Raw genomic sequence first — 25,931 nt, 5'->3', positions numbered from 1 at the left:
AGTTGAGTACGCGGAAGCAACCCCTCATCCGGCGCTTCGCGCCACCTTCTCCCACAAGGGGAGAAGGGAAGGAAGCATCACACCGTCAGCCGCGCGCCATCGCGATCGGCAATCCGCAGCGACACCACACTCCCCACACGCTCGCCCGCAATCGCCACCGGCAGATAATGCTCCGTCCGTCCCTGACCGTCGCTCTCGATCAGCACCTCACGCGTGGCGCCTATCTCGGCTTGCAGCCGCTGCAGGAGCGCGGTCTCACCGGCCGAGCGCAGCCGCTTCGCACGCTCCTTGATTGCACCGCCCGCCACCTGTGGCATCCGCGCGGCCGGCGTGCCGGGACGCGGCGAATAGGGGAAGACGTGGAGGAACGTCAGGCCGCATTGCTCGACCAGATCGAGCGAGCGCGAGAACATCTCCTCGGTCTCGGTCGGAAAGCCCGCGATGATGTCGGCCCCCAGCGCGATATCCGGGCGCAGCCGGCGGACCTGGTCGCAGAACGCGATGGCGTCGCCGCGCGTATGCCGCCGCTTCATGCGCTTCAAGATCATGTCGTCGCCGGACTGCAGCGACAGGTGCAGATGCGGCATCAGCCGCGAATCCTCAGCAATTGCATCCAACAGATCGCTGTCCGCCTCGATCGAATCGATAGAGGAGATGCGCAGGCGCCTCAGCTCCGGCACATGCCGCAAAATCTGCTTCGTCAGCATGCCGAGCTTGGGCGTGCCCGGCAGGTCAGTGCCGTAGCTGGTGAGGTCGACGCCCGTCAGCACGATCTCGGCATGGCCGCGCTCGGCCAATGCCCGGACCTGATCGACCACGGCGCCCATCGGCACCGAGCGCGAATTGCCGCGCCCGAACGGAATGATGCAAAAGGTGCAGCGATGGTCGCAGCCGTTCTGCACCTGCACGAACACGCGGGGCAGCCCGCTCGCAAAGCCGTCGATGAGATGCGGCGCCATCTCCTTCACCGCCATGATGTCGCTGACGGCGATTTTTTCGCTCGTACCGAGATCGAACGCCGTACGCGCCTCGCGCCACGCAGACGACCGCATCTTGTCGTCATTGCCGACGACGCGATCGACCTCGGCCATCTCGGCGAACATGCCGCTTTGCGTCTGCGCCGCGCAACCGGTGACGACGATGCGCGCTCCCGGCCGCTCGCGCTTCAATTTGCGGATCGACTGCCTCGCCTGCGCCACCGCTTCGTTGGTGACGGCGCAGCTGTTGATGACGATGGCATCTGAAAGGCCCGCGCCCTCGGCCTCGCGGCGGATCACCTCGGCCTCGAAAGCATTGAGGCGGCATCCGAAGGTGACGATGTCGACGCTCATCACCCGACCGGCGCGAACAGCGCCGGATCGAAACGGCCTTCATATTCGAAGGTCGCCGTGCCCGTCATCAGCACGTGATCGTCGCGCTCGCGCCATTCGATCCCGAGCTTGCCGCCGGGCAGCGTGATCTCGACATTGCGCTCGGCGCGCTTCAGCCGCGCCGCCGCGACCGCCGTGGCACATGCGGCCGAGCCGCAGGCCCTGGTCAGGCCGGCGCCGCGCTCCCAGGTGCGGATCGTGATGTGCTGGGGATCGACGATATGGGCTAGCGTGATGTTGGCGCGCTCCGGGAAGATCGGATGGTTCTCCAGCAGCGGACCGAAACGCTCGAGGTCGTAGGCGTTGACGTCATCGACCCAGAAGATCGCATGCGGATTGCCCATGCTGACCACCGAGGGCGAATGCAGGATCGGATTGTCGATCGGGCCGATCTGCAATTCGATGTAGCGGGTGTCACGAAATTCCTGGTCGAGCGGAATGTCCTGCCAGCCGAACTTCGGCGCGCCCATGTCCACCGTATAAAGATCCGGCGCCGGACCCTGCCAGGCATTGAGCAGGCCCGCGGCCGTCTCGAACGTTGCCGTGCTCTGGCCGGTCTTTTCGAAGATGCGCCGCACGACGCAGCGCATGCCGTTGCCGCAGGCGCCGGCCTCGGAGCCGTCTCTGTTGTAGATGCTGATGAACGCTTCGGTGCCGTCGAAGCGCGGCTTCTGCAGCACCATGAGTTGGTCGTAGGGCACGCCGCCTCGCGGCGATGCCACCGCGCGGGCATCGTCCGGGGTGACCTTTGAGGTGGAATCGCGCATGTCGACAACGACGATCTCGTTGCCGATGCCGTTCATCTTGGCAAATGCGTGGTTGGCCAGCGCGCTCATGAAAATTCCCGAATTTCGCCTGCCTTATATGGCGATCCTTGGCCCTCTTGGCCAGTGATTTGCCGACAAGAGCCAGGACGCTGCCATGACGCATCTGTCATGGGACGAATTCGGCGCTCGCGTGTTAGAACGGCGCAATTCGCGCGATCCGGGACATGCGGCCGGGCTAAGGCTTCGGGGACGTAAGGCCTTGGCGGATAAGCTATTGGGGAGAATAAAAATGTTCAGGTTTCGTCGTCTCGTTTTGGCCGCGCTGATCCCGGCAGCGGCCTTGTCGTTTAGTCTGTCCGCCACGCTGGCCCAAACGCCGAGCCCGGCACCGGCCGCATCAGCGAGCCCCTCGCCGGCCCCGTCGGCTTCGCCCGCCCCGGCCGCGAGCGCTGCCCCCGTCGCCACGCCCTCGCCGGCGGCCAGCGCCACGCCAAGCCCTGCAACGTCCCCTGCAACCTCGCCCTCGCCAGCCGCCAGTGCGTCACCCAGCCCGGCCACTCCGCCCCCGGCTGCCGCCGCGACGCCGGCTCCCGTGCAGACGGCCGATCCTTTCGGCCAGGAGACCACGCTCGAGTCCAAGAAGGTTTTGATGGTCAAGGGCACTGCCAATTGGGACTCGGCCTTCGACACGCTGATTGACGCCTTCAAGGCGCTGAACACGCTGCTGGACAAGCAGGGCATCAAGCACGCCGGCAATTCGATGATCGTCTACACCTCGACCGACGACACCGGCTTCACCTTCCTAGCCGAGATCCCGGTCGAGCAGGACCCGAAGAACCTGCCCAAGGACATGAGCGTCGGCAAATCGCCGGAGGGCAAGGCGCTGAAATTCGTTCATCGCGGCTCCTACGACAACATGGACAACACCTATGAGGCGATCACCAATCATCTCGACGACAAGAAGCTGGAAGCCAAGGACACCTTCATCGAGGAATACCTCACCGATCCCCTGAAGACGGCGGAGGACAAGCTCGTGATCAATGTTTTCGTGCCGCTGAAGTGAAACCGATGAAAAAGCCTGCCATCCTTTTGACCTCCCTTGTTGCGTCCTTTGCCGCCACGATGCTGGCAACGCCTGCGCTCGCCGACGATTTTCCGTCCGCGATTTCGGTGAGCGGCGAAGCCACGATCTCCGCCGCGCCTGATCTGGCGCAGATCGACGCCGGCGTCGCCAACGACGCCAAGTCTGCGAAGGAAGCCTCCGACGCCAACAACGCCGCGATGGGCAAGGTGCTGCTGGCGCTGAAGGGCGCAGGCATTGACGAGAAGGACTACCAGACCTCGCGGCTGTCGCTGCAGCCGCAATACGGCCAGAACAAATCCACCGGCGCCTCGCCCGTGGTCGGCTTCCGCGCCTCAAACCGCGTCACCGTGAAGATCCGCGACGTGACCAAGGTCGCCGCCATCATCGACACGCTGGTCGGCGCCGGCGCCAATGATATCGGCAACATCTCCTTCGAGGTTACGCAGGCCTCGAAACTGCTCGACGATGCCCGCGAGAAAGCTGTCGCAGACGCCCGCCGCAAAGCGGAGATCTACGCCAAGGCGACCGGCGTCACGCTGGGTGCACCGCTCAGCGTCTCCGAAGGCGGCGCCCCGATGCCGCTGTTCAAGGGACGCATGGCCGCAGCTCCCATGGCCGTACCGCAGGCCGCGGTCGCGCCGGGCGAGGAAACGCTAGCGGTGACGGTGAATGTGAGCTGGGCGATCAAGGCGAAAGAGCAGTAGGGGCAGCTGCCGCTACAGACTCCATTGTCGTCCCGGCCGCAATTGCGCACTAGGCCGGGACGACAGCGGGTTCGAAGCGACGGCGAAGCTAGATCTCCACCACCTGCCCCGGCTTCATCGCCACAAATCTTTCCTGCGGAACCTTCGCGGCATCGAGCGCCTCGACCAGCGCTTTCGCCGGCGCATCGATTGCTTCATCGGTCAGCTGAAACGTGCCGTGGTGATGCCCGAGTGCGGCTTGCGCGCCGCAATCCGCGAGCGCCTTCACCGCGTCTTCCGGGTTCATGTGCTGGTCGTGCATGAACCAGCGCGGCTCATAGGCGCCGATCGGGAGGATCGCCAGGCGGAGCGGCCCGTGCCTCTCGGCGACGCGGCGGAAATGCCCGCCATCGCCGTAGCCGGAATCGCAGACGACGTAGATTTTCCCCGCAGGCGTCTCCAGCACGAAACTCGCCCACAGCGCCTTGTTGCGATCGAACATGCCGCGCGCCGACCAGTGCCGGGTCGGCACCAGGGTCACGGCGATACCGCCGCCGAGCTCGACGCGATCATGCCAGTCGAACGCTTCCACCTTGATCGTCGCATCGGTGCTGCGCATCGTGACGTCATTGCCGAGCGGGGTCACCACACGCGGCGCAAAATTCTTGGCGAGCCGCGACAGCGTCGCCATGTCGAGATGATCGTAATGGCCGTGCGAGACCAGCACGACATCGATCTTCGGCAGCTTGTCGAACGCAATGCCGGGATCGTTGTGCCGTTTCGGCCCGGCGAAGCTGACGGGCGAGACCCGCGTCGACCAGACGGGATCGACGAGAATATTGAGGCCGCCGGTCTGGATCAGCCAGCTGGCGTGGCCGACGAAAGAGAGCCGCACCTTGTCGCCGTGGACGCGGTCGGGCGGGGCGTCGGCATGGGGGCTCGGCGCCCAATCCGGCCAAGTCGCGCGCTGCCGCTTGCCGCCGAATTGCCAGCGCAGGACCTCACGAAGCGATTTCGGCGGCACGCCGTCCGGATCGAAGAAGTTCAGGCCGTCGAAATGGTCGGAGACCGGGCCGTCATAGGTTTTCATGCGGGACATCCAAAGGGAGGGCACGCCGACCAATGCGCCGGCACCGGCGAGCAGTCCGAAAAGGCGGCGGCGGGTGATCGGCACGGAACTGGCTTCAAAGATGGTCGGAGGGGGAGGACATCACCGCTATATGGGCGGGGTCTGCGGAAAAGGAACCCGCCGCCGGAAAGTTCATCTTTTCAAGGCTTTGCCTTCCAAAGCAGCCCCGGCCACCCTAACTTTCCTTGACTTTCGGGCGTCAGCGGCGTTTAACCCCGGCACTTCTCGGAAAGGCTTTCTTTTCGACCCGCCGACTGGTCCCAGAGGCCAGAGGCCAACGCCCGACAGCGCGATGCGCCCTCGGGCGTGAAGGTGTTTGGATTTCTGCTCCCTCGCCCCGCGCTTGCGGGGAGAGGTGAAAAAAGGACAACGGCATTGTTCGACAATCTGTCGGAACGGCTTGGCGGCATTCTCGATCGTCTGACGGGGCGCGGTGCGCTGACCGAAAAGGACGTCGACGCCGCGATGCGCGAAGTGCGCCGCGCACTGCTGGAAGCCGACGTCGCGTTAGAGGTGGTGCGCAGCTTCACCGAGCGGGTCCGCGAGCAGGCGATCGGCGCCACCGTCGTCAAGTCGGTGACGCCAGGCCAGATGGTGGTCAAGATCGTCCATGACGAGCTGATCAACACGCTCGGCGCCGAAAGCCAGACCATCGACATCAATTCCGTGCCGCCGGTGCCGATCATGATGGTCGGTCTGCAAGGCTCCGGCAAGACCACCACCACCGCAAAGCTCGCCCGTCGCATGGTCCAGCGCGACAAGCGCAAGGTGCTGATGGCGTCGCTCGACATCTACCGTCCCGCGGCGATGGAGCAGCTGGCCGTCCTGGGCCGCGATCTCGACATTCCGACGCTGCCGATCGTCGCCGGCCAGCAGCCGGCGCAGATCGCGAAGCGCGCGCTCGAGGCCGGCAAGCTCGGCGGCTACGACGTCGTGCTGCTCGACACTGCCGGCCGTACCACGCTCGACGAAGAGATGATGGCGGAAGCGGCAGCGATCAAAGCCGCCGCCAATCCGCATGAAGTGCTGCTGGTGGCGGACAGCCTCACCGGCCAGGACGCCGTCAATCTCGCTCGCGCCTTCGACGAGCGCGTCGGCCTCACCGGTATCGTGCTGACGCGCGTGGACGGCGACGGCCGCGGCGGCGCCGCGCTGTCGATGCGCGCGGTCACCGGCAAGCCGATCAAGCTGCTCGGCACCGGCGAAAAGACCGATGCGCTGGAGGATTTCCATCCTGATCGTATCGCCGGCCGCATCCTCGGCATGGGCGACGTGGTCTCGCTGGTCGAACGCGCTGCCGCCAACATCGATGCCGAAAAGGCCGCGCGCACCGCCGAGCGCATGCGCAAGGGTCAGTTCGACCTCAACGACATGCGCGAGCAGCTGTTGCAGATGGCCAATATGGGCGGCATCAGCGGCCTGATGGGCATGATGCCCGGCATCGCCAAGATGAAGAACCAGATCGCGGCCGCCGGCATCGACGACAAGATTTTGAAGCGCCAGGTCGCGGTGATTGATTCGATGACGCGCGACGAGCGCCGTCATCCCGATTTGCTCAAGGCCAGCCGCAAGAAGCGCATCGCCGCAGGTTCCGGCCAGAGCGTCGAGCAGGTCAACAAGCTGCTCAAGATGCACCGGAACATGGCCGATATGATGAAGGCCATGGGCTCCGGCAAGCGCGGTCCGCTCGCGGGCATAGCGCAGGCGATGGGCTTTGGCGGCGGCATGAAGCCGCCTTCGCCGGAAGAGATGAAGGCGCTGCAGGAGAAGATGCAGGGTGGCGGCGGACAGGGTCTGCCCAGCCTGCCGAAGGATCTACCTGCCGGGCTGCGCCAGGGTCTGCCGAACGTTCCGGGCCTGACCGGGCTGAGCGGCAAGCCGATGCTGCCGGGTCTCGGCGGTTTCCCTGGCAAGAAGAAATGAGGAATTCGTCGCGGGAGATCGCAGCGGTCTCGCGCAACGCGGAATACCAATCAACCGAACAAAACGTACTTTGAAGGAGAACTTAGATGTCCGTCGTTATCCGTCTCGCCCGCGCTGGCACCAAGAAGCGTCCCGTCTATCACGTCGTCGTCGCCGATTCGCGCTTTCCGCGCGATGGCCGCTTCATCGAGCGTCTCGGCTATTTCAACCCGCTGCTGCCGAAGGACAACGAGACCCGGCTGAAGCTCGACATGGACAAGGTGAAGGCCTGGCTCGCCAAGGGCGCGCAGCCGTCGGACCGTGTATCGCGCTTCCTCGACGCCGCCGGCGTCAAGAAGCGCGAAGTGCGCAACAACCCCGAGAAGGCCGTGCCGCGCAAGGAGCGCAAGGCGCAGGCCGAAGCCGCCGCGAAGGGTTAAGGCCAGATCATGCCGGCGCTGGTCTGCGTCGCGCGGATCGGCGCCGCGCATGGTGTGCGCGGCGCGGTCAAACTGTGGACCTTCACGGAAGATCCGTTTGCCGTGCGGAGCTACGGTCTGCTTTCGTCCAAGGACGGCAAGCGCCAGTTCGAGGTCGCAACGGCGCGCGCGGCCAAGGATCATCTGGTTGCAACGTTCAAGGGCGTCACGACTCGCGATGAGGCCGAGCGCCTCAACGGCATCGAGCTCTACGTCGCGCGCGAAAAGCTGCCCGCGACGGACGAGGGCGAATATTACCACACCGATCTGATCGGGCTCGCCGCCGTCACCATGGCCGGCGATGCGCTCGGCCGCGTGCTCGCGATCCACAATTTCGGCGCCGGTGACATCATCGAGATTGCGCCGCCCACAGGCACCACGATGCTGCTGCCGTTCACCGATGCGGTGGTGCCGGAGGTCGACATCGCCGGCGGCCGCGTCGTGATCGCGCTGCCGCAGGAGATCGCGGGCGAGGATCCCTCCCCGGGTCGTCCCGGCGAAGGCCGAGACCCATAACCACAGTGCCAGAATTTTTAGCTAAGCTGATCGCGCCAGCCGTCGCCAAACGAAGTGCGGTGGTTCTGGGTCCCGGATCTGCGCTCCGCTTGTCCGGGACGACAATAACTGAGATCCGATGACCAACCCCTCACCCTGGCGCGCGACGGTGCTGACGCTGTTTCCGGAGATGTTTCCGGGGCCGCTGGGCGTGAGCCTGGCCGGCCGGGCGCTGGCTGGCGGGCTCTGGGAGCTGGAGGCGCGGGACATCCGGGCCTCGGCCACCGACCGCCACCGCAGTGTCGATGACACCCCGGCCGGCGGCGGACCGGGCATGGTGCTTCGGGCCGATGTTCTGGCGGCCGCGATCGATGCCGCCGGGATCGGGCCGGACCGGCCGAAACTGCTGATGAGCCCGAGGGGTCGGCCATTGACCCAGGCCCGGGTTCTCGAACTCGCCAAGGGCCCGGGTCCTCTGATCGTCTGCGGGCGGTTCGAGGGGGTGGACCAGCGCGTGATCGACGGGCGGGGCCTGGAGGAGGTCTCGATTGGGGATTACGTCCTCTCCGGCGGCGAAATCGCGGCCTTGGCCCTGATCGACGCCTGTGTTCGGCTGCTTCCGGGCGTGATGGGCAAGGAGGCCTCGGGAACCGAGGAAAGCTTCTCGGACGGCCTGCTCGAATACCCCCAATACACCCGGCCGCAGCGGTTCGAGGGAACCCCGATTCCGGAGATCCTGACCTCCGGTGACCATGCCAAGGTCGCCAGCTGGCGGCGGGAGGAATCCGAGGCCCTGACCGCGGCCCGGCGACCGGATTTGTGGGCCCGGATCCCGAGCAAAGTCCCGAATCGGGGCGGACGCCAAAAAACGCCAAAAAACAAGACAGACGGGTGACAAACGCTCCGGCTTGCCTTATAGCAGCGGCCACATCCGCAATGGCTGGATAAACGAATTTCGCGCAGCCCCCGTTTTCCAAGGCTGGGCGCGCCGATGGAGATTTACCCATGAACCTGATCCAACAGCTCGAAAAAGAGCAATTCGACAAGCTCTCCGCCAACAAGGAGATTCCGGAATTCGGCCCCGGCGATACCGTGATCGTCAACGTGAAGGTCGTCGAAGGCGACCGCACCCGCGTGCAGGCCTATGAAGGCGTTTGCATCGGCCGTTCCGGCGGCGGTCTCAACGAGAGCTTCACGGTGCGCAAGATTTCGTACGGCGAAGGCGTGGAGCGCGTGTTCCCGGTGATGTCGCCGATGATCGACTCGATCAAGGTGGTGCGCCGCGGCAAGGTGCGTCGCGCCAAGCTCTATTATCTCCGCAACCTTCGCGGCAAGTCGGCCCGCATCGTCGAGAAGAAGCAGGACCGTCCGGCTGCCGTCAACGAGTAAGCTCCGCTTACAGGCGAGTTTCCAAAAGCGCGGGGCCAACCCCGCGCTTTTTTGTTGCGTCAGCCGTGCGCGTCAAAGCCCTCGCGATTCCGGTTCGGCCTGCTATATATTCTTGGAATGTTTCCAGATTTGACCAGCCTCTCGCCCGTCAAGCGCGTCGTCATCGACGATCGCTCGCGGCTGCCTGGCCGGTTCTTCGGACGCTTCGCGACCTCGGCAACGTCAGAGCTTACGCGCGCAGCCTAAAAGCTGCGCTGACGATTTTGTTGCCCGCGCGCTATCCGCGCAACCCGCTCTACACAACATTCCTGGAGCTGACGCTCATGTCCAAGCCGACCACATTGTACGACAAGATCTGGAACGACCATCTGGTGCACGAAGCCGAGGACGGCACCTGCCTGCTCTATATCGATCGCCATCTGGTGCACGAGGTCACTTCACCGCAGGCGTTCGAAGGCTTGCGCGCCACCGGACGCAAGGTGCGCGCGCCGGAGAAGACGCTGGCCGTCGTCGACCACAACGTGCCGACCACCGACCGCACCAAGCCGAACCCCGACCCTGAAAGCATCGAGCAGATCAAGGCACTGGCCGACAACGCCCGGGAATTCGGCATCGAATATTACGACGAGTTCGACAAGCGTCAGGGCGTCGTCCATGTCATCGGCCCCGAGCAGGGCTTTACGCTGCCCGGCACCACCATCGTCTGCGGTGACAGCCACACCTCGACGCATGGTGCGTTCGGCGCGCTCGCGCACGGCATCGGCACGTCGGAAGTCGAACATGTGCTGGCGACGCAGACGCTGATCCAGAAGAAGGCGAAGAACATGCGCGTCACTGTCGACGGCAAATTGCCGGATGGCGTGACGGGCAAGGACATCATCCTCGCCATCATCGGCGAGATCGGCACCGCGGGCGGTACCGGCTACGTGCTCGAATACGCCGGCGACGCGATCCGTGCGCTCAGCATGGAAGGCCGCATGACGGTCTGCAACATGTCGATCGAAGGCGGTGCACGCGCCGGACTGGTCGCGCCGGACCAGAAGGCGTTCGACTTCCTGCGCGGCCGCCCGAAGGCACCGAAGGGCGCCGACTGGGACGCGGCGATGCGTTACTGGGAGAAGCTGCGCTCGGACGAGGGCGCGCATTTCGACCACGAGCTGCGGCTCGATGCCGCGAAGCTGCCGCCGATCGTGACCTGGGGCACGAGCCCTGAAGACGTGATCTCGGTCACCGGCAGCGTGCCCGATCCCGACAAGATCGCGGACGAGGCCAAGCGCCTGTCGAAGCACCGCGCGCTGAAATACATGGGCCTGACCGCGGGGACGAAGATCACCGACATCAAGCTCGACCGCATCTTCATCGGCTCCTGCACCAACGGCCGGATCGAGGATCTGCGCGCCGCCGCCAAGATCGCGGAAGGCAAGCAGGTCGCAGGCGGCGTCAACGCCATGGTCGTGCCGGGCTCCGGCCTCGTGAAGGAGCAGGCCGAGGCTGAAGGTCTGGACAAGATCTTCATCAAGGCCGGCTTCGAATGGCGCGAGCCCGGTTGCTCGATGTGCCTCGCGATGAACCCCGACAAGCTGGCTCCGGAAGAGCGCTGCGCCTCGACCTCGAACCGCAACTTCGAGGGCCGCCAGGGCTTCAAGGGCCGCACCCATCTGGTGTCGCCGGCGATGGCCGCAGCCGCTGCGATCGCGGGTCACTTCGTCGACATCAGGGAGTGGCGGTAAGCTGCTCCCTGCAATTTGAGTGATTGCGGCAAACCGCCGTTAATCGGCAGCGCCGACACTGTGTCCTCGCGAGCGTTTCGCGAGGACACCAGCTCATGGCCAGCAAGCCTGAATATGTCGATCTGATCAGCGCGGCGACGCCCCAGCACCGGCGGCGCGCGGCACCGCTGCGCATGGTCGCCAAGCCCGAGGTCGAGGAGGCCTCGAAGCTCAGCCGCTGGCCGCCGGCGATGTTCAAGCAATGGAAGCTGGAGAACCTCACGCGCTGGACGTCGGCGACGTGGAAACTGAAGGATTGGCTTTAGGCCACCGGATGAACAAGGGCGCCGTCGAGGCGCCCTTTTCATTTCGGTCGTGCTTACCAATAGCGATACGGATGGTGCCAGCGATGCCAGCGGCAGACGCGGCGCGGGCCGTAATAGGTCCAGATGACCCGGCAGCGGCGCGGATGGCTGTAATAGGGATAGTAGCCGCCATAGTAGCGCCGGTGGAAATGGCGATGGCCGTAATAGGCGGGACGATAGATGCCGTAGCGATGGAATCCGCCTCCGCCATAGTGGCGAACTCCGCCGTAACGATAGCCGCCGCCATGAAAGGCGGGTGCGGCCCGGAAGCCACCAGCGTGGAAACCACCGCCGCGGAAGCCACCGATATGTCCTCCGCCACCGTGGAAGCCGCCTCCACCGTGGAAACCGCCGCCGCCATGAAAGCCGCCGCCATGTCCACCACCACCGCCGCCGCCGTGGCGAACCTGGATCATGTCGTCACTTGCGGCCTTCGCCGCAGGCAACGCGGTCGGATTGACTGGTGTCATCGCTTCAGCGCGGCGCGTCGTGCCGGCCGACAACATCAGCGTCGCGGCGGCCGCAATTCCGAGCAAGCGCATCCGGCTTGCCTTGAGACCCAATATCCTCAGCATCGACTTCTCCCTGAATCTGGACAGCGGAGTTGCGACGCTCGCTCCCGGCTCGCGTCATCCGTGTTCATTGGCGGTCGCTCCCGAGATTAAATTACGGACAGCGACGTGAACCCATCATGAATGAACGGCATTCCGCGGAAGCGCCTGCAGGCTAGTGCATCACCGCCACGGTCCATAGCCGAACACGAATGGCGCCGGCACGGCATAGGGATAGGGGCGGTAGAAGACCGGCCGCGCGTAATAATGCGGATCAGGACGCGGAGCGTAATGCATGATGTCGGGCCGCACATGTCGCCCTCCGTCGAACGCCGCGCGCCCTGCCGAGGCATCCGGCAGCTTCGTCACCCTATGCGCTGCAAAAGCGTGAGGCAGGCCTGCGGCAAGTCCGGCAGCGACGGCCAACGCGATCCATCTCATCATGACGGCCTCTGCCTGCAACATGGCGCTTCATCGGCGCGCGACGGCATCGCGCTCGTATCAGCCCCGGCGCCAGTAGCAGCTCATATGCGGCACGATCACCGTGCCGCTCGGGCGATATTCCTGCACATAGGTGGCGTTGCACTCGCGGACCGCATCGGGACCGGGATTGTAGCGGGGATAGACGCCATCCGGACTGTAATAGGGCGTGACGCGCAGGCGCGCCGGGGTCCGCTTGCGCGGCGGCGGCAGATCGTCTCGCGAGGCCGCTTGGGCCAGCCTGATCCCGGGAGCCGCGGTCTGGGCCTCCGCGCCAACGCAAAACTGCGAAAACAACCCCATGCACAGTAGCGTCAGCGCTGTTTTCGCTCGCATTTTTCTGCCCACCTGAACGTCCACTTCGAGGCCTACGCTCCCCGTTTTGACGGCGCTCGTCAACCTCGCCGCGCTTATAAAGCCGGATGCATCGCCGCGAAACCCACGCTATGAGAAGCCCATGTGGACGGAATTGAAAGCGCCCTCGCTGGCCGAGATGGAAGCGATGGCGCATGAAGTGTTCGAACGCCTGCCGGCGGAGTTTCGTAGGCTGTGCGAGGGCGTGATCATCCGCGTCGACGACTTCCCCACCGAGGAAGTCCTGGACGAGATGGCATGCGAGAGCGAGTTCGACCTGCTCGGCCTGTTCCAGGGCGTCCGCCTGCCGCAGCAGAGTTTTGCCGACGTGGCGCGGCTGCCCAACATGGTCTGGCTCTACCGCCGGCCGATCCTGGATTACTGGGCCGAGCACGACGAAAGCCTCGGCCATATCGTTCGCCACGTCCTGATCCACGAGATTGGCCATCATTTCGGCCTGTCGGACGACGATATGTCCGCGATCGAGGCTCAAGAGCCGGGTTGAGCAGAGAGCCCGGTTAGGCAGACGAGATCTGCCGAATTCGGCCTAGGATTTCCGCCCCGATCGCGATAAATACCGGTTCCCTAGACCATCCCGGGAAAGCGCAACCATGGACAAGTTCACCACGCTGGAAGGCGTCGCGGCGCCGCTGAAGATCATCAATGTCGACACCGACATGATCATTCCGAAGCAGTACCTCAAGACCATCAAGCGCACCGGCCTTGGCAAGGGGCTCTTCTCCGAGCAGCGCTACAAGGACGACGGCAGCGAGAACCCCGATTTCGTCCTCAACCAGCCCGCCTATCGCAACGCGAAGGTGCTGGTCGCCGGCGACAATTTCGGCTGCGGCTCGAGCCGCGAGCACGCGCCCTGGGCGCTGCTCGACTTCGGCATCCGCTGCGTGATCTCGACCTCGTTCGGCGACATCTTCTACAACAACTGCTTCAAGAACGGCATTCTGCCGATCCGCGTGGCCCAGGAAGACCTCGACAAGCTGTTCGACGACGCCGAGCGCGGCGCCAACGCGACGCTGACGATCGACCTGCCGAACCAGGAGATCCGCGGTCCCGACGGCGGCAAGGTCAAGTTCGAGATCGACCCGTTCCGCAAGCACTGCCTGATCAACGGCCTCGACGACATCGGCCTGACGATGGAGAAGAAGGCCTCGATCGACACCTATGAGGACAAGCTAAAGCGCGAACGCGCCTGGGCCTGATCTCAAGTTTTTGTTCAAGCCCCGGTGCTACAAGCGCCGGGGCTTTTTCTTTGTTCTGATTATCCCGTATCTTTCGAGCATGATCTTGTCGGAAAACCGCTGCACACTTTTCCGGATCATGCTCTAAGCTCCGCGCATGCTGCCCGACATCGTCACCTTCTGGCACGGCCCGATGGACGCCTTGCGCCAGACCTGTCTGCGCTCGCAGCTGGCTGCCGGCCACAAGGTCACGGTCTACAGTTTTGACACCATTCCCGGCCTGCCCGCAGGCGTCGAGAATGCCGATGCCGAAGCTATCCTGCCACATGCGTTCTCCGAACGATTGCGACCGCCGCAGCCAGACGGCAGCTGGCGCGACTGGACCACGCTTCAGTTCAGCGACTTCTTCCGCATGAAGCTGATGGCGAAGGACCTCGGCCTCTGGCTCGACGCCGACGTGCTGCTGCTCAGGCCCGTCGAGATCGATCCGGCAAAGCCCTATTTCGCGTGGGAGCGGCCGCGCCAGCTCGGCAACTCCGTGATTTACCTTCCACCTGAACACGGCATCGTTGCCGCTTTCGAAGAGCTGATGGAGCAGGAGGAGCTGACGCCGAACTGGCTGTCGCTGCGCCATCGCGTCACGTTTGCGATGCGCCGCCTGCGCGGCGGCTCGAACCGCCTCTCCGACATCCGCGTCGCGATCTTCGGGCCGGCGGCACTCACCGCGCTCGCGCGCCGCACCGGCGAGCTGCACTGCGCCTTGCCGAAGCAATCGTTCTACGCCGTGCATGCCGAGCCAAAACTGTTCTTCGATCCCTCGAGCTATCTCGGCCTCGTCACCGACCGCGACATCATCGGCCTGCATATCTCGCCCAAGGGCCGCGGCGGTGAGAAGCCGATCCCGGGCAGCCTGTATGCGTGGGCGGCGGAGCGGTTCGCATAATTTTCTCCGCTGTGCGGCGCTCTCGCGCCCGGACGCAGCGCAGCGCGAAGCGGTGCGTTGCTGAGCCGGGGCCCAGCGATGCGGCGAGATGGCTCCGGCTCTGCGAGCAGCGCTTCACGCTGCAGCGCGTCCGGGACACGAGAGCTGTATTTGATCCAGCGCAACGCGCACCTGCACCATTGTGCCTAATCTCGCTCCAATTCCGTCGTTCGAATGGAGCTTCGCATGAGCACCGCAACCAGGCCTTATCCCATTGTCCAGGACCTCATCGAGTCCTTTGCAAGCTGGCTGAAGCATCGCCGCGAGCTGAACGAGATCCGGCAGCTCGACCGCGCCGATTTCGACCGGATCGCGCAAGACCTGCGGATCGCGCCTGACGATCTGGAAGATCTGGTCCGTCACGGCAAGCACGCCGCCGACGAGCTGCCGAAGATGCTGGAGCAGCTCGGCATCAGTGCCGAAGGGCTCGGCCGCGCGCATCCGCTGCTGCTGCGCGACATGGAGCGGGTGTGCGCGCTTTGCAGCCACAAGGGCCAGTGCGATCGCGAGCTGGCCGACGGCACCGCCGCGGAGAACTATCACGGCTTCTGCGCCAATGCCTCGACACTGGAGTCGCTCGACCGTGCGGATCACGCGCATCGCTAAGGCGTTGCCCTTATCAAAGGATTAGTTTAGCGGCAGGATGTCCCGCCGGTGCTAGATCACGCCCGTACGGGCACAAGCCTCGCGCCGGGCAAATCCTTTGACGAGTTTTCTGCAAGCACGATAGCGCTCTTCCATGCTCGTCCCACTGACATTGCCTGACGGGCTCGGTTCGGCCGCGCTTTCCTTTTTGGCGGCACGAGGCTGCGAGGTTTTCTCGCGCTTGCTTGAAGCATCCTCCGGCGCTGGCACGAGCTTCCAGACAGGGCGGAGCTCTATGTTCGCCTTCTCAGTTGGATTTTCCTTGTTGACGGACGACAGCGTAAGGACGTTCTTGTCCATCCTGACGGTGACGGGTGTTCCGCTGATGGAAAATTTGTCGTTCACAATGTATTCGGCAAACGACCGGTACCCCGCCTCATCCTTCACCCACGATGCCTTTGTCGGCGGTCCCCAGAGGTAGTGTCCCTTGGCTAACCCGGTGGCAGAGACTTCCGTAACGATCAGCATGGCATACCGTCCTTTGCCATTCGTCCATCCACGTTTGTTGGACCACACGCCGACAAATCTGGAGTTAGCATTGAGCGGATCATTCTGATCAGGCGATATAGCGTAGCTTGGCAGTTTGAGTTGCTGAGCTGCCGCGATGGCTGCAACTTTCTGGTTATCTTCGGGCGCAAATAGATTTCGGACGACGGTTTTTGCGTCCGGTTTCGGAGGGGCAGCTGGGGATGAGAGCACCGCAACTTCGTTGGCCTTGAAATTCTTCACCCGCTGGCGCGCTTCTGCGGCGTGGCTGCTGCGGGGGTACCTGGTCAGAAACTCCTCGTAGAGGCCTGCCACCGTGGACGTCTGGATAGCCAGCCAAAACTTCTCGTCCTCCGCGGCATCTGCAGGCGCGGGAGCCGACGCGACTGGCGCTTGAGCGCTCGCCACCGGAGCTCTCAGGTAAATCTCTTCCTTCGACAAAGAGCCGTATACGAAAGGCTGCTGCTCGCGTCTGGTGGCCGCCATCACGTCGTCACGAACACGACGAAACAGAAACGATATCTCCAGCCCCGGCGTTTCAATGTGGCGAAGGAGCGATGCCGTGAATGGGCTGTTCCGGCCATCCCCGTCGCTTGCCGTAGTACCGTCCCGGGCGGCGTACGCAATCAGAACGTTATCGGATGGCTCCGTCGGAGCGAGTCCGCGAGCCACGGCCCGGGTGCTCAGCGAGCGTCTCATCTTTGCGGCAAAAGGATTGTTGCGGCATGCGTCCAGTATCACAAGGCCCAACTTTCGTGCCTTCGAAACCTGAAGGCTCACCGAGCGCAGGCTGATGGCCTCGCTTTCGATGTCGGTATCGCTGCGCAGCTCTGCGCCGACCGGAATCAGCCAGTTCTCGCCGCTGACCTCCATGCCGTGTCCGGCATAGAAAACGACCGCAAGGTCTGCTCCCTCCGCAGAGCGGCCGAACTCGACGACAGACTTCCTCATCTCTTGCGCAGTCGCGTTCTTGACCTGGGTGACTTTGAAGTCGAGCCGCTCCAGCGCGCGGCCGATGTCGGCCGCATCGCGCGTCGGGTTCGGCAACTCGGCTACCTTCTCATAGGCGCCGTTACCGATGACGAGCGCAACCCGAACCTGCTGCGCAAGCGCCGGCGTGGCGAATGGAAATGACGTAACGAGAAGGACTGCTAGGAAAAAAATGCGCATCAAATGCTTGCCCGGATCAATATCGAGCGTGAGGGTAGCATTGTCTTTCACCACCGCAACGGGAAAAGCCGGGATCGTGGTCGTTCAGAGAACCGCGGCTCCCCGAGCATACCGGTAACCGCGTCAATGTTCGTTCGGCTTGAGCGCAACCGCCTGCCCTCAGCCCTTCCCCATCGCCGCAATCGCGTCCGCGATCTCGATCGTGCGCCGCGCCATGTCGGCGTGCAGCCGCTCCACCATGGCGCCGTCGAGACGGATCGCGCCGCGCGAGACGTTCTCCGGCAGCTCGAACGCGGCGATGATCTTTCGCGCGCGCGCGACTTCCTCCTCCGGCGGGGTGAAGATCGCGTTGCAGGCTTCGATCTGCGAGGGGTGAATCAGCGTCTTGCCGTCGAAACCGAGATCGCGGCCTTGCGCGCATTCGGTGGCGAAACCATCGGAGTTGGCGATGTCGCTATAGGGGCCGTCGAGGATTTCGAGGCCATGGGCGCGCGTCGCCAGGATGCAATGGGAGATCATCGGGATCATCGCCGCGCGGCCCGGCAGCATCTTGATGCGCGTCTCGCGCGAGATGTCGTTGGGCCCGAACACGAAGCCTGACAGGCGCCGCGCTGGATCGCGCCCGGCGGCAGCGAGTTCTTCGGCATGCAGTACCGCGCGCGCGGTCTCGATCATGGCCCAGACCTTTACGGTCGGCGCCGCGCCGAGTTCGGCGAGACGGCGGCCGATCGTGTCGAGCTCCTCCACGCGTGAAACCTTTGGAACCAGGATGCCGTCGGGCGAGGCATTCGCCGCCATCGCGACATCGTCGGCCCACCAGGGCGTGTCGAGGCCGTTGGTCCGGATCAGGATCTCGCGCTTGCCGAACCCTTTGGCCGCGATCGCGGCCGCGATGCCATCGCGTGCCACTGCCTTGGCATCGGGCGCGACGGAGTCTTCCAGGTCGAGGATCAGGCCGTCGGCGGCGAGATTGCGCGCCTTTTCCAGCGCGCGGGGGTTGGAGCCGGGCATGAACAGATGGCTGCGGCGCGGGCGGGTCATGCAAGCGTTCCTTCCGGTTTCCTCATCTCATTCCGACCGAAGCCGATAGCATCTGGCCTGCCTATTCGAAAGGCTTGTTCGTCCCAGCGGTATATGATTAGGCATAGGCCATGACCACATTCCCAGAGCATTTGCTGGAAGGCTACAAGGCCTTCGCCACCCAGCGGCTGCCGACCGAGCAGACCCGCTACCGCGAGCTGTCGGTGAAGGGGCAGTTCCCTGAAGTGATGGTGATCGGCTGCTGCGACAGCCGCGTCTCGCCCGAAGTGATCTTCGACGTCGGGCCGGGCGAACTCTTCGTCGTCCGCAACATCGCCAATCTGGTGCCGGTGTATCAGCCCGACGGCAACGCGCATGGCGTCTCGGCGGCGCTGGAATATGCCGTGACGGTGCTGAAGGTGAAGCACATCGTGGTGCTCGGGCACGCCCAGTGCGGCGGCATCCGCGCCTTCGTCGACAAGATCGAGCCGCTCACGCCGGGCGACTTCATCGGCAAATGGATGCAGATGTTCATCAAGCCGGGCGAAGTGGTGGAGCAGCGCGACCACGAGACCATGGCGCAATTCGTCGAGCGCATCGAGAAGGCCGCGGTGTTCCGCAGCCTGGAAAACCTGATGACCTTCCCGTTCGTGCAGAAGGCGGTCGAGAGCGGCCAGATGCAGACCCACGGCGCCTATTTCGGCGTCGCGGAGGGATCACTGTTCGTGCTGGACAAGGCGGCGAAGGAATTCAGGAACGCGCGCGAGATGGCGTAGGTCCGCAGCTCTTGTGGGGTGGGCAAAGCGAAGCGTGCTCACCACTTTTCTAGCAATTGTGGAAAGATGGTGGGCACGGCGCTTCGCGTCTTTGCCCACCCTACGGCAGCACGGCTTACGCCGCCTTCTTCTTCGCGCTGATCAGCTTGCGGTTGATCAGGACTTCCGCGATCTGGATCGCGTTGAGCGCGGCGCCCTTGCGTAGATTATCCGAGACGCACCACAGCACGAGACCGTTCTCCACCGTCGCGTCCTCGCGGATACGGCTGATATAGGTGGCGTCCTCGCCGGCGGCTTCATACGGCGTGGCGTAGCCGCCGGGCTCATGCTTGTCGATGACGAGACAACCCGGCGCCTTGCGCAGGATGTCGCGTGCTTCGTCCGCGCTGATCGGGTTCTCGAACTCGATGTTGACGGCCTCGGAATGGCCGACGAAAACTGGCACGCGCACGCAGGTCGCGGAGAGCTTGATCTTGGGATCAAGAATCTTCTTGGTCTCCGCCATCATCTTCCACTCTTCCTTGGTGTAGCCGTCCTCCATGAAGACGTCGATCTGGGGGATGACGTTGAAGGCGATGCGCGCCGGAAACTTGTTATTGATCAGCTCCTGGTTGGTGTAGACGGCCTTGGTCTGCGAGAACAGTTCGTCCATCGCGTCCTTGCCGGCGCCCGACACCGATTGATAGGTCGAGACCACGACGCGCTTGATCGTCGCCTTGTCGTGCAGGGGCTTGAGCGCGACCACGAGCTGCGCGGTCGAGCAGTTCGGGTTGGCGATGATGTTCTTCTTCTTGAAGCCCGCAGTCGCGTCCGCATTCACTTCCGGCACGATCAACGGCACGTCCGGGTCCATGCGCCAGGCCGAGGAATTGTCGATCACGACCGTGCCGGCGGCGCCGATCTTCGGCGACCATTCCTTCGACACCTCTCCGCCGGCCGACATCAGGCAGATGTCGACGTCGGAGAAGTCGTAATGCTCCAGCGCTTTGACCTTCAGCGTGCGGTCGCCGTAGGAGACCTCGACGCCCATGCTGCGGCGTGACGCCAGGGCCACCACCTCGTCCGCAGGGAATTTGCGCTCGTCGAGGATGTTGAGCATTTCCCGTCCGACATTGCCGGTCGCGCCGACGACTGCGACTTTGTAACCCATCGTTCACTCTCCGACGAAAAAGCTCTTTCCTGAAGCTGAGGCTTAAACAGGAAGAGCAGCGCTTCTATGCGAGAACCGGCCTCAAGACAACGTTGGACCATGCCTTAGGGACGTGGATGCACTCGCCCGAGGCCAGCACGGCCGCAAACCCCACCCAGATCCATCTGGCGCTTGCAGCCTTCGCCGACGAGGTCGTCGGCACGCTGGCGCGCCTGTTCGCCTATGTGGGGATTTTGGTACTGTTTGCCATCCTCGGCCTTGCCGCACTCGGCCAGCTGCCCAACTTGCGCGACGATGATCCGGCGCTGAAGCCCGATTGGAGCGTGGCCGACCGGTCGCCTCCGGCCTTCGCCCTTAGCCGGCTCGATTCGTCAGAAAAAACAGCTTCTTACGCGATCTTCAGGCATCCCGAAGGCGGCCGCAGGGACGTGATGCGCTGGGCCAGCGAGGCAGACAGGACCGTGGCCGAGCTCGAGATTTACCGGGAAGGCGGCGAATTCGACGTGACGCGTCCAGCAACAATGGATCTGGCCGTCCGGATGGGACTGGGCACCGCGACCCCGCTGGAGCAAGCCGGCCTGATCGACACGAAATTCGGCCCCGTCGCCCTATTCCAGCCGACCGGTCCGGCGGAGGGCGCGCGGGCCTGCCTCGGCTACCTCAAGCGCAGCGAGGAGCCGGCGCTCCAGATCTCCGGATTCTCCTGCCAGGGCGACAGCCTGCCTGCGCGGCGCGCCGCGATCGCCTGCACGCTGAACCGGCTAACGCTGCTGACCTCGGGCAACGAGCCGAAGCTGGCCGAATTGTTCGCCCATGCGGAGCTGAAGCGCCGCCCCTGCGCGCCCCCGGGCGCGTCGGACTGGCTGCTCGGCGCCGCCAATGCGCAGTTGCGCGGCGCGCTCTGATCGGCATCAAGCTCAAGTGGCTGTATCCATGCAACTTTTGCCGGCGCGCACGATTATTCAGCGCTGGTGTGACCCAATAGACCTAGTTGCAGCCGCCCCGGCCGGGTTAGTATGAGCGTGAAATTGATTGGCGGCTTGCCGCCTGAAGGGGACGTGATGAGCTCGAATTTCTCTGCCGCGAACAAACTGGCGATGTGGCTTACGGCCGGCGCCGTGATTGCCATGTCCTCAGCCTTCGCGACACCCGCCTCGGCCGACACCAAGAAGCAGCGCTATGACAGCGGCCGTCACTATTACGGCCCGAGCGGCCCCAATTCGAGCTATCAGCAGGGCCGCACCCGCATCTATGTGAGCAAGCGCTCCTGGCTCGACGGCGGCACCGAGGTCAATCCGGGCGACCGCAAGTTCTCCGACTACGCCTTCCCGCCGGCGGTAGGCTATCCGACCTTCGCGCGCGAAAATCTCAACCGCCCGATCGATCGCCAGCCGCTGAGCACGCCGCAGGATGTTGGCGGCTATCCGCAGAATTTCCCGCTGTACTGAGGCGGACATATCGACCGAATCAAATGGCCGGGCTCGCGCCCGGCCATTTTTGTTTGTCTTGTAGCCCGGATGGAGCGAAGCGCAATCCGGGATTTTCGACACGCGGGAAGAACGCCGGATTTCGCTTCGCTCCATCCGGGCTACGGCTCTAAGCGTGCAGCTTCTGCAATTCCTTCAAGATCGCTTCGCCCATCTGCGTGGTCGAGGCGGCAGTGGTGCCTTCCGACTTGATGTCGGCGGTGCGCAGGCCGCTGGCCAGCACCGCGGCGATCGCGGCGTCGACCTTGTCGGCGAGCGCGCCCATGTCGAAGGAGTAGCGCAGCGCCATGCCGAAGGACGAGATCATCGCGATCGGATTGGCGAGGCCCTGGCCTGCGATATCAGGCGCCGAGCCGTGCACGGACTCGTACAGCGCCTTGCGCTTCTTGCTCTTGACGTCGACCTCGCCGAGCGAGGCCGAGGGCAGCATGCCGAGCGATCCCGTCAACATCGCAGCAATGTCGGACAGCATGTCGCCGAACAGATTGTCGGTGACGATGACGTCGAACTGCTTCGGCCATTTCACCAGCATCATGCCGCCGGAATCGGCGAGCTGATGCTCGAGCGTGACGTCGGGATATTCGCGCTTGTGGACCTGGGTCATGACCTCATTCCAGAGCACGCCCGACTTCATGACGTTGCGCTTCTCCATCGACGTCACCTTGTTCTTGCGCTTCTTCGCAAGCTCGAAGGCGACGCGGCCGATGCGCTCGATCTCATAGGTGTCGTAGACCTGGGTATCGATGGCGCGCTTCTGGCCGTTGCCGAGATCGGTGATGGTCTTGGGCTCGCCGAAATAGACGCCGCCGGTGAGTTCGCGCACGATCATGATGTCGAGGCCCTCGACCGCCTCGCGCTTCAGGCTGGAGGCCTCCGCCAGCGCCGGGTAGCAGACCGCGGGACGGAGGTTGGCGAACAGACCGAGATCCTTGCGCAGGCGCAGTAGGCCGGCTTCGGGGCGCACCTCGTAGGGCACCGCGTCCCATTTGGGACCGCCGACCGCACCGAAGATGATGGCGTCGGCCTCCTTGGCCTTGGCCATGTCGCCTTCCGAGATCGACACCTTGTGTGCGTCATAGGCCGAACCGCCAACGAGGCCGGTGTCGGTCTCGAACTTGGCGATCCCCGCCGAACTGAGCCAGTCGATCAGCCGCTTCACCTCGCCCATCACCTCGGGGCCGATACCGTCGCCGGGAAGCAGCAGCAGTTTGTGGGTCGCCATGGTCGTTTCCTCTGAGGTCGATTTCGGCCGGAGTGCTAGAGCGGCGTTGCGTGCTTGGCAAGACACCATTGCCGCTTCGGTTCTGTGCAACGCGGGCAGGGCCTGCCACACTGCGCATGCCGGAGTACCCATTTGCACGCCCCTGAACGTCCCCCGCCCGACGCCCATCCCGCGCGGCTGATCCTGACCCTGTCGCTGGCTGCGACGGTTGGGCTGGGTATCGGCCGCTTCGCCTATTCGCTGGTGCTGCCCGACATGCGGGAGGACCTCGGCTGGTCCTACTCGGCGGCCGGTTTCATGAACACCATCAACGCCGTCGGCTACCTCGCGGGCGCGCTTGTGGCATCCCGGTTGATCGAACGGGTCGGCTGGTCGGCCGCGATCCGTGGCGGAACCCTGGCCTGCGTCGCCGCGCTTGCGACTTGCGCGCTGACCGGGAACTTCGTTGCGCTGAGCCTGGCCCGTCTCGTGCTGGGCGTTGGCGCCGCGGCCGGTTTCGTCGCCGGCGGCGCGCTGGCCGCTTCCATTGCGCAGTCGCGCCCGGAGCGGGCCAATTTCCTGCTGAGCCTGTTCTATGCCGGACCTGGCATCGGCATTCTCGCCTCGGGCCTGATCGCCCCGTTCACGCTGCAATATTTCGGGCCGGGCTCGTGGTGGATCGTGTGGTGGGCGATGACGCTGCTGTCTGTCGTCATGACCGTGCCGCTGTTCCTGGTCCGCATCGAGAGCGGCGTGCGTTTCTCGCAAGGCGGCCACGGCGCCTTCGCCATTTTTCCGGTGCTGATCTACCTCGCCGGCTACTTCCTGTTTGGCGCGGGTTACATCGCCTACATGACCTTCATGATCGCCTATGTGCGCGACGGCGGCGGCGGGGCCGCAGCGCAGGCCGCGTTCTGGAGCCTGATTGGCTTGAGCGCCTTCGTCACGCCGTGGGCCTGGCGCCGCGTGCTCGCGCTCGATCACGGTGGTCTTGCCACCGCCATCATCCTCGGCACCAACGCGCTCGGCGCCGCCCTGCCGATGCTCGGGCATTCGCCGGCATGGCTCGCGGTCTCGGCGATCGTGTTCGGCGTCGCCTTCTTCGCCGTAGTCGGCTCGACCACCGCCTTCGTGCGCTTCAACTATCCGCCCGAGGTGTGGCCGACCGCGATCGCGGCGATGACGATCTCGTTCGGCGTCGGCCAGACGCTGGGCCCGATCGTGGTCGGCGCGATCACGGACGCGCTGGGGAGCTTGAGTTACGCGCTGAATGTGTCGGCGGCGCTGCTGGCGCTGGGCGCGGTTGCCGCGCTGTGCCAGCGGAAAGTGGAGCCGGCCTCATAACAAGTGTCGTCCCGGCGAAGGCCGGGACCCATAACCACAGGGAGCATTTTGGGGAAGACTGGTCGTTCGGGATTGGCATCTAGCGAAAATCGATAGACCTCGCGGTATGGGCCCCGGCCTTCGCCGGGACGACAACAGCTAGCTTCCGCTGAACGAATTGTACCCCTGGTCTTCCCAATAGCCGCCCTTGTAGTCGTTGGTGACTTCCATCGACACCACGTATTTCGGGTTCTTGAAGCCGAGCTTGGTCGGCACGCGGATCTTCATCGGGAAGCCGTAGGCGCGCGGCAGGATTTCGCCCGCATATTTGAACGTCATCTGGGTCTGCGGATGCAGCGCGGTGCGCATGTCGAGCGGAGAATTGTAGCCGTCCTTGTCGGCGCACTGGAACCAGACATACTTTGCGCGGGTGTCGGCGCCGATCAGCTTAAGGAAGTCGCGCATGGGTGTACCGGTCCAGCTGCCGATCGCGCTCCAGCCCTCGACGCAGATGTGACGGGTGATCTGCGTAGCCTGCGGCAGCTTGTACAGCTCGGGAAGCGTCCACGACTTCTTGTTCTCGACGAGACCGCGGACTTCGAGCTTCCAGTCGGCACCGTCGACATCGGGCGCGTCGTCGAGATCGTAATAGGCGTTGAACGGAAACGGTTTTGTGATCGCGCTCTCGGGAAACGTCGGCGCCAGCGCGTCGGGATTGAAGATGAAATCCTGCACGGCATCGTTGAATTTCGAAACCGACTTCAGCATCTCCTCCGCGGAGGACGAGTCGATCACGTCGCAGCCGGTGAGCAGCGTCAGCGCCCCGAGGCTTGCGCCGCCCGCGATGAAGCGGCGGCGGCTGACCTCTGGCATCGTCTTGATGGAATCCTTGATCAGCAGCCGCTTGTCGACGCCCGGGATCAGGAATGAGCGCTTCGCCATGACTCTCTCTCCACTCAACGGCCGATGATCATCGCGCGCAGGCTCTTCGGCACCAGCAGCGCGAGTAAAACATGAATGACCAGGAAGGCGCAGATCGCGGCCATGCAGAAGAAATGGATGTAGCGCGCGGTCGGATAGTCGCCGAACAGGGACACGAGCCAGTGCAGTTGCACCGGTTTCCACATTCCCAGCCCCGACAGCACGATGATCACGCCGATCAATATGATGCCGGCATAGAGCACGCGCTGGACGTAATTGTAGACGGAGAGATCGGCATGGCCGAGCTTGAAGGTCAGCGCAGCCCTGACGTCGTGGAGCACGCCGGATGGGGTGATCGGCAGCAGTTTTTTCCGGAAGCGGCCGGTGGCAAGGCCGGTGACGAGATAGGCAAGGCCGTTGATCATCAACAGCCACATCGCCGCAAAGTGCCAGAGCAGGCCGCCACCGAGCCAGCCGCCGAGCGTGTACTCGCGCGGAAAGCTGAAACCGAACAGCGGCGAGGCGTTGTAGATCTGCCAACCCGACAGGATCATCAGGATCATGGCGAAAGCGTTGATCCAGTGCATGACCCGGACCCAGGCCGGCTGGATCACTTTGGCCGGGGTGGCGCTGACCTGCTCGTCGGTGACTGTGAGGCTCGACATGGCGGTTCCGTCCTGAACATCGTCTGACAGCAATTATACGCCGATGCTTCCGCTTTCGTTACGCCCTGTTCGGCATCGAATCCATGTCGGCTGGCTATCGTGGTCACAATAAAGCGAGCCGGGTACCCCCGGCTCGCCATTTCGTCGCATCC

The 25,931-nt window shown here is 64.1% G+C and carries 29 protein-coding genes; 17 read left to right on the top strand and 12 right to left on the bottom strand.

Annotated features, from left to right (window positions below; genetic code table 11):
* Positions 1 to 77: 77 nt before the first annotated feature.
* Positions 78 to 1,331, bottom strand: coding sequence for a tRNA (N(6)-L-threonylcarbamoyladenosine(37)-C(2))-methylthiotransferase MtaB (mtaB, locus tag IVB54_RS00765; RefSeq protein ID WP_247777026.1), 1,254 nt, complete (start codon positions 1,329 to 1,331; stop codon positions 78 to 80).
* Positions 1,331 to 2,206 carry a diaminopimelate epimerase gene (gene dapF / locus IVB54_RS00760; protein ID WP_018459810.1) on the bottom strand — a complete coding sequence of 292 codons (876 nt, stop codon included), beginning with the start codon at positions 2,204 to 2,206 and terminating at the stop codon, positions 1,331 to 1,333. Before dapF ends, mtaB begins: the two co-directional genes overlap by 1 nt.
* Before the next feature lie 220 nt (positions 2,207 to 2,426).
* Between dapF and IVB54_RS00755 the strand changes: the two genes are divergently transcribed.
* Positions 2,427 to 3,200, top strand: a complete 774-nt coding sequence (locus tag IVB54_RS00755) for a GyrI-like domain-containing protein (RefSeq protein WP_026233881.1) — start codon at positions 2,427 to 2,429, stop codon at positions 3,198 to 3,200.
* Between the two features lie 5 nt (positions 3,201 to 3,205).
* Positions 3,206 to 3,925 (top strand): SIMPL domain-containing protein, encoded by a 720-nt coding sequence (locus tag IVB54_RS00750; protein WP_018459808.1) that lies wholly within the window; start codon positions 3,206 to 3,208, stop codon positions 3,923 to 3,925.
* A gap of 88 nt (positions 3,926 to 4,013) precedes the next feature.
* Here IVB54_RS00750 and IVB54_RS00745 read toward each other — a convergent pair whose 3' ends face one another.
* Positions 4,014 to 5,078 (bottom strand): MBL fold metallo-hydrolase, encoded by a 1,065-nt coding sequence (locus IVB54_RS00745; RefSeq protein WP_018459807.1) that lies wholly within the window; start codon positions 5,076 to 5,078, stop codon positions 4,014 to 4,016.
* Between the two features lie 330 nt (positions 5,079 to 5,408).
* Here IVB54_RS00745 and ffh point away from each other — a divergent pair, with 330 nt between their 5' ends.
* The 7 genes from ffh (at position 5,409) to IVB54_RS00710 (ending at position 11,333) form a co-directional block, all read left to right on the top strand.
* The gene (gene ffh, locus IVB54_RS00740) at positions 5,409 to 6,956 is read left to right on the top strand and encodes a signal recognition particle protein (protein ID WP_018459806.1); all 1,548 of its coding nucleotides are present in this window, start codon (positions 5,409 to 5,411) and stop codon (positions 6,954 to 6,956) included.
* A gap of 86 nt (positions 6,957 to 7,042) precedes the next feature.
* Positions 7,043 to 7,375, top strand: a complete 333-nt coding sequence (rpsP, locus tag IVB54_RS00735; RefSeq protein WP_007598827.1) for a 30S ribosomal protein S16 — start codon at positions 7,043 to 7,045, stop codon at positions 7,373 to 7,375.
* Positions 7,376 to 7,384: 9 nt separating this feature from the next.
* Positions 7,385 to 7,930 carry a ribosome maturation factor RimM gene (gene rimM / locus IVB54_RS00730; RefSeq protein WP_018459805.1) on the top strand — a complete coding sequence of 182 codons (546 nt, stop codon included), beginning with the start codon at positions 7,385 to 7,387 and terminating at the stop codon, positions 7,928 to 7,930.
* 118 nt (positions 7,931 to 8,048) lie between these two features.
* Positions 8,049 to 8,804 (top strand): tRNA (guanosine(37)-N1)-methyltransferase TrmD, encoded by a 756-nt coding sequence (trmD, locus tag IVB54_RS00725; protein ID WP_018459804.1) that lies wholly within the window; start codon positions 8,049 to 8,051, stop codon positions 8,802 to 8,804.
* Positions 8,805 to 8,914: 110 nt separating this feature from the next.
* A complete protein-coding gene (gene rplS / locus IVB54_RS00720) occupies positions 8,915 to 9,298 on the top strand; it encodes a 50S ribosomal protein L19 (protein ID WP_018459803.1) in 384 nt (127 codons plus the stop codon).
* A gap of 323 nt (positions 9,299 to 9,621) precedes the next feature.
* Entirely contained in the window at positions 9,622 to 11,028 is a 1,407-nt protein-coding gene (gene leuC, locus IVB54_RS00715) for a 3-isopropylmalate dehydratase large subunit (protein WP_026233880.1), read from the top strand.
* A gap of 95 nt (positions 11,029 to 11,123) precedes the next feature.
* A complete protein-coding gene (locus IVB54_RS00710; protein ID WP_018459800.1) occupies positions 11,124 to 11,333 on the top strand; it encodes a hypothetical protein in 210 nt (69 codons plus the stop codon).
* A 53-nt stretch (positions 11,334 to 11,386) separates the two neighbouring features.
* Here the strand turns inward: IVB54_RS00710 and IVB54_RS00705 are convergent, their stop codons facing one another.
* From IVB54_RS00705 to IVB54_RS00695, 3 genes are all read right to left on the bottom strand, one after another.
* Complete coding sequence (locus IVB54_RS00705; RefSeq protein ID WP_026233879.1) at positions 11,387 to 11,947, bottom strand: hypothetical protein; 561 nt, start codon at positions 11,945 to 11,947, stop codon at positions 11,387 to 11,389.
* 159 nt (positions 11,948 to 12,106) lie between these two features.
* Positions 12,107 to 12,367 (bottom strand): hypothetical protein, encoded by a 261-nt coding sequence (locus tag IVB54_RS00700; protein ID WP_026233878.1) that lies wholly within the window; start codon positions 12,365 to 12,367, stop codon positions 12,107 to 12,109.
* 57 nt (positions 12,368 to 12,424) lie between these two features.
* Entirely contained in the window at positions 12,425 to 12,706 is a 282-nt protein-coding gene (locus IVB54_RS00695) for a hypothetical protein (protein ID WP_018459797.1), read from the bottom strand.
* A 154-nt stretch (positions 12,707 to 12,860) separates the two neighbouring features.
* Between IVB54_RS00695 and IVB54_RS00690 the strand changes: the two genes are divergently transcribed.
* The 4 genes from IVB54_RS00690 to IVB54_RS00675 all read left to right on the top strand — a co-directional run bounded on the left by IVB54_RS00690 (position 12,861) and on the right by IVB54_RS00675 (position 15,541).
* A complete protein-coding gene (locus IVB54_RS00690; protein ID WP_247777025.1) occupies positions 12,861 to 13,262 on the top strand; it encodes a metallopeptidase family protein in 402 nt (133 codons plus the stop codon).
* 106 nt (positions 13,263 to 13,368) lie between these two features.
* Positions 13,369 to 13,974: a 3-isopropylmalate dehydratase small subunit gene (gene leuD / locus IVB54_RS00685; protein ID WP_018459795.1), complete on the top strand. Its 606-nt coding sequence runs from the start codon at positions 13,369 to 13,371 to the stop codon at positions 13,972 to 13,974.
* 136 nt (positions 13,975 to 14,110) lie between these two features.
* Positions 14,111 to 14,896 carry a hypothetical protein gene (locus IVB54_RS00680; RefSeq protein ID WP_018459794.1) on the top strand — a complete coding sequence of 262 codons (786 nt, stop codon included), beginning with the start codon at positions 14,111 to 14,113 and terminating at the stop codon, positions 14,894 to 14,896.
* A gap of 225 nt (positions 14,897 to 15,121) precedes the next feature.
* On the top strand, positions 15,122 to 15,541 hold the full coding sequence (locus IVB54_RS00675) for a hypothetical protein (RefSeq protein ID WP_026233876.1): 420 nt from the start codon (positions 15,122 to 15,124) through the stop codon (positions 15,539 to 15,541).
* Between the two features lie 51 nt (positions 15,542 to 15,592).
* Here IVB54_RS00675 and IVB54_RS00670 read toward each other — a convergent pair whose 3' ends face one another.
* Both IVB54_RS00670 and IVB54_RS00665 read right to left on the bottom strand, forming a co-directional pair.
* Positions 15,593 to 17,287, bottom strand: a complete 1,695-nt coding sequence (locus IVB54_RS00670) for a caspase family protein (RefSeq protein ID WP_247295776.1) — start codon at positions 17,285 to 17,287, stop codon at positions 15,593 to 15,595.
* A 108-nt stretch (positions 17,288 to 17,395) separates the two neighbouring features.
* Complete coding sequence (locus IVB54_RS00665; protein WP_018459792.1) at positions 17,396 to 18,277, bottom strand: CoA ester lyase; 882 nt, start codon at positions 18,275 to 18,277, stop codon at positions 17,396 to 17,398.
* A gap of 110 nt (positions 18,278 to 18,387) precedes the next feature.
* Here IVB54_RS00665 and IVB54_RS00660 point away from each other — a divergent pair, with 110 nt between their 5' ends.
* Complete coding sequence (locus tag IVB54_RS00660) at positions 18,388 to 19,032, top strand: carbonic anhydrase (RefSeq protein ID WP_018459791.1); 645 nt, start codon at positions 18,388 to 18,390, stop codon at positions 19,030 to 19,032.
* 115 nt (positions 19,033 to 19,147) lie between these two features.
* On the opposite strand, the gene IVB54_RS00655 is transcribed toward IVB54_RS00660, so the two are convergent.
* Positions 19,148 to 20,182, bottom strand: a complete 1,035-nt coding sequence (locus IVB54_RS00655) for an aspartate-semialdehyde dehydrogenase (protein ID WP_018459790.1) — start codon at positions 20,180 to 20,182, stop codon at positions 19,148 to 19,150.
* A gap of 116 nt (positions 20,183 to 20,298) precedes the next feature.
* Here IVB54_RS00655 and IVB54_RS00650 point away from each other — a divergent pair, with 116 nt between their 5' ends.
* Entirely contained in the window at positions 20,299 to 21,087 is a 789-nt protein-coding gene (locus IVB54_RS00650; RefSeq protein ID WP_018459789.1) for a hypothetical protein, read from the top strand.
* Positions 21,088 to 21,243: 156 nt separating this feature from the next.
* Complete coding sequence (locus IVB54_RS00645; protein WP_018459788.1) at positions 21,244 to 21,630, top strand: hypothetical protein; 387 nt, start codon at positions 21,244 to 21,246, stop codon at positions 21,628 to 21,630.
* Between the two features lie 148 nt (positions 21,631 to 21,778).
* Here the strand turns inward: IVB54_RS00645 and leuB are convergent, their stop codons facing one another.
* Positions 21,779 to 22,891: a 3-isopropylmalate dehydrogenase gene (gene leuB, locus IVB54_RS00640; RefSeq protein ID WP_247777024.1), complete on the bottom strand. Its 1,113-nt coding sequence runs from the start codon at positions 22,889 to 22,891 to the stop codon at positions 21,779 to 21,781.
* Between the two features lie 132 nt (positions 22,892 to 23,023).
* Here leuB and IVB54_RS00635 point away from each other — a divergent pair, with 132 nt between their 5' ends.
* Positions 23,024 to 24,214: a YbfB/YjiJ family MFS transporter gene (locus tag IVB54_RS00635; protein ID WP_247777023.1), complete on the top strand. Its 1,191-nt coding sequence runs from the start codon at positions 23,024 to 23,026 to the stop codon at positions 24,212 to 24,214.
* A gap of 138 nt (positions 24,215 to 24,352) precedes the next feature.
* Here IVB54_RS00635 and IVB54_RS00630 read toward each other — a convergent pair whose 3' ends face one another.
* Positions 24,353 to 25,135: a molybdopterin-dependent oxidoreductase gene (locus tag IVB54_RS00630; RefSeq protein ID WP_204512876.1), complete on the bottom strand. Its 783-nt coding sequence runs from the start codon at positions 25,133 to 25,135 to the stop codon at positions 24,353 to 24,355.
* A gap of 14 nt (positions 25,136 to 25,149) precedes the next feature.
* Positions 25,150 to 25,779 carry a cytochrome b/b6 domain-containing protein gene (locus tag IVB54_RS00625; RefSeq protein WP_018459784.1) on the bottom strand — a complete coding sequence of 210 codons (630 nt, stop codon included), beginning with the start codon at positions 25,777 to 25,779 and terminating at the stop codon, positions 25,150 to 25,152.
* Positions 25,780 to 25,931: the final 152 nt, after the last annotated feature.

It is taken from the genome of Bradyrhizobium sp. CW1, assembly GCF_023100665.1.
Lineage (GTDB): Bacteria > Pseudomonadota > Alphaproteobacteria > Rhizobiales > Xanthobacteraceae > Bradyrhizobium > Bradyrhizobium canariense_D.
Note: the sequence above shows the minus strand (reverse complement) of the source record. Positions and strands in the feature narration are given on the sequence as shown.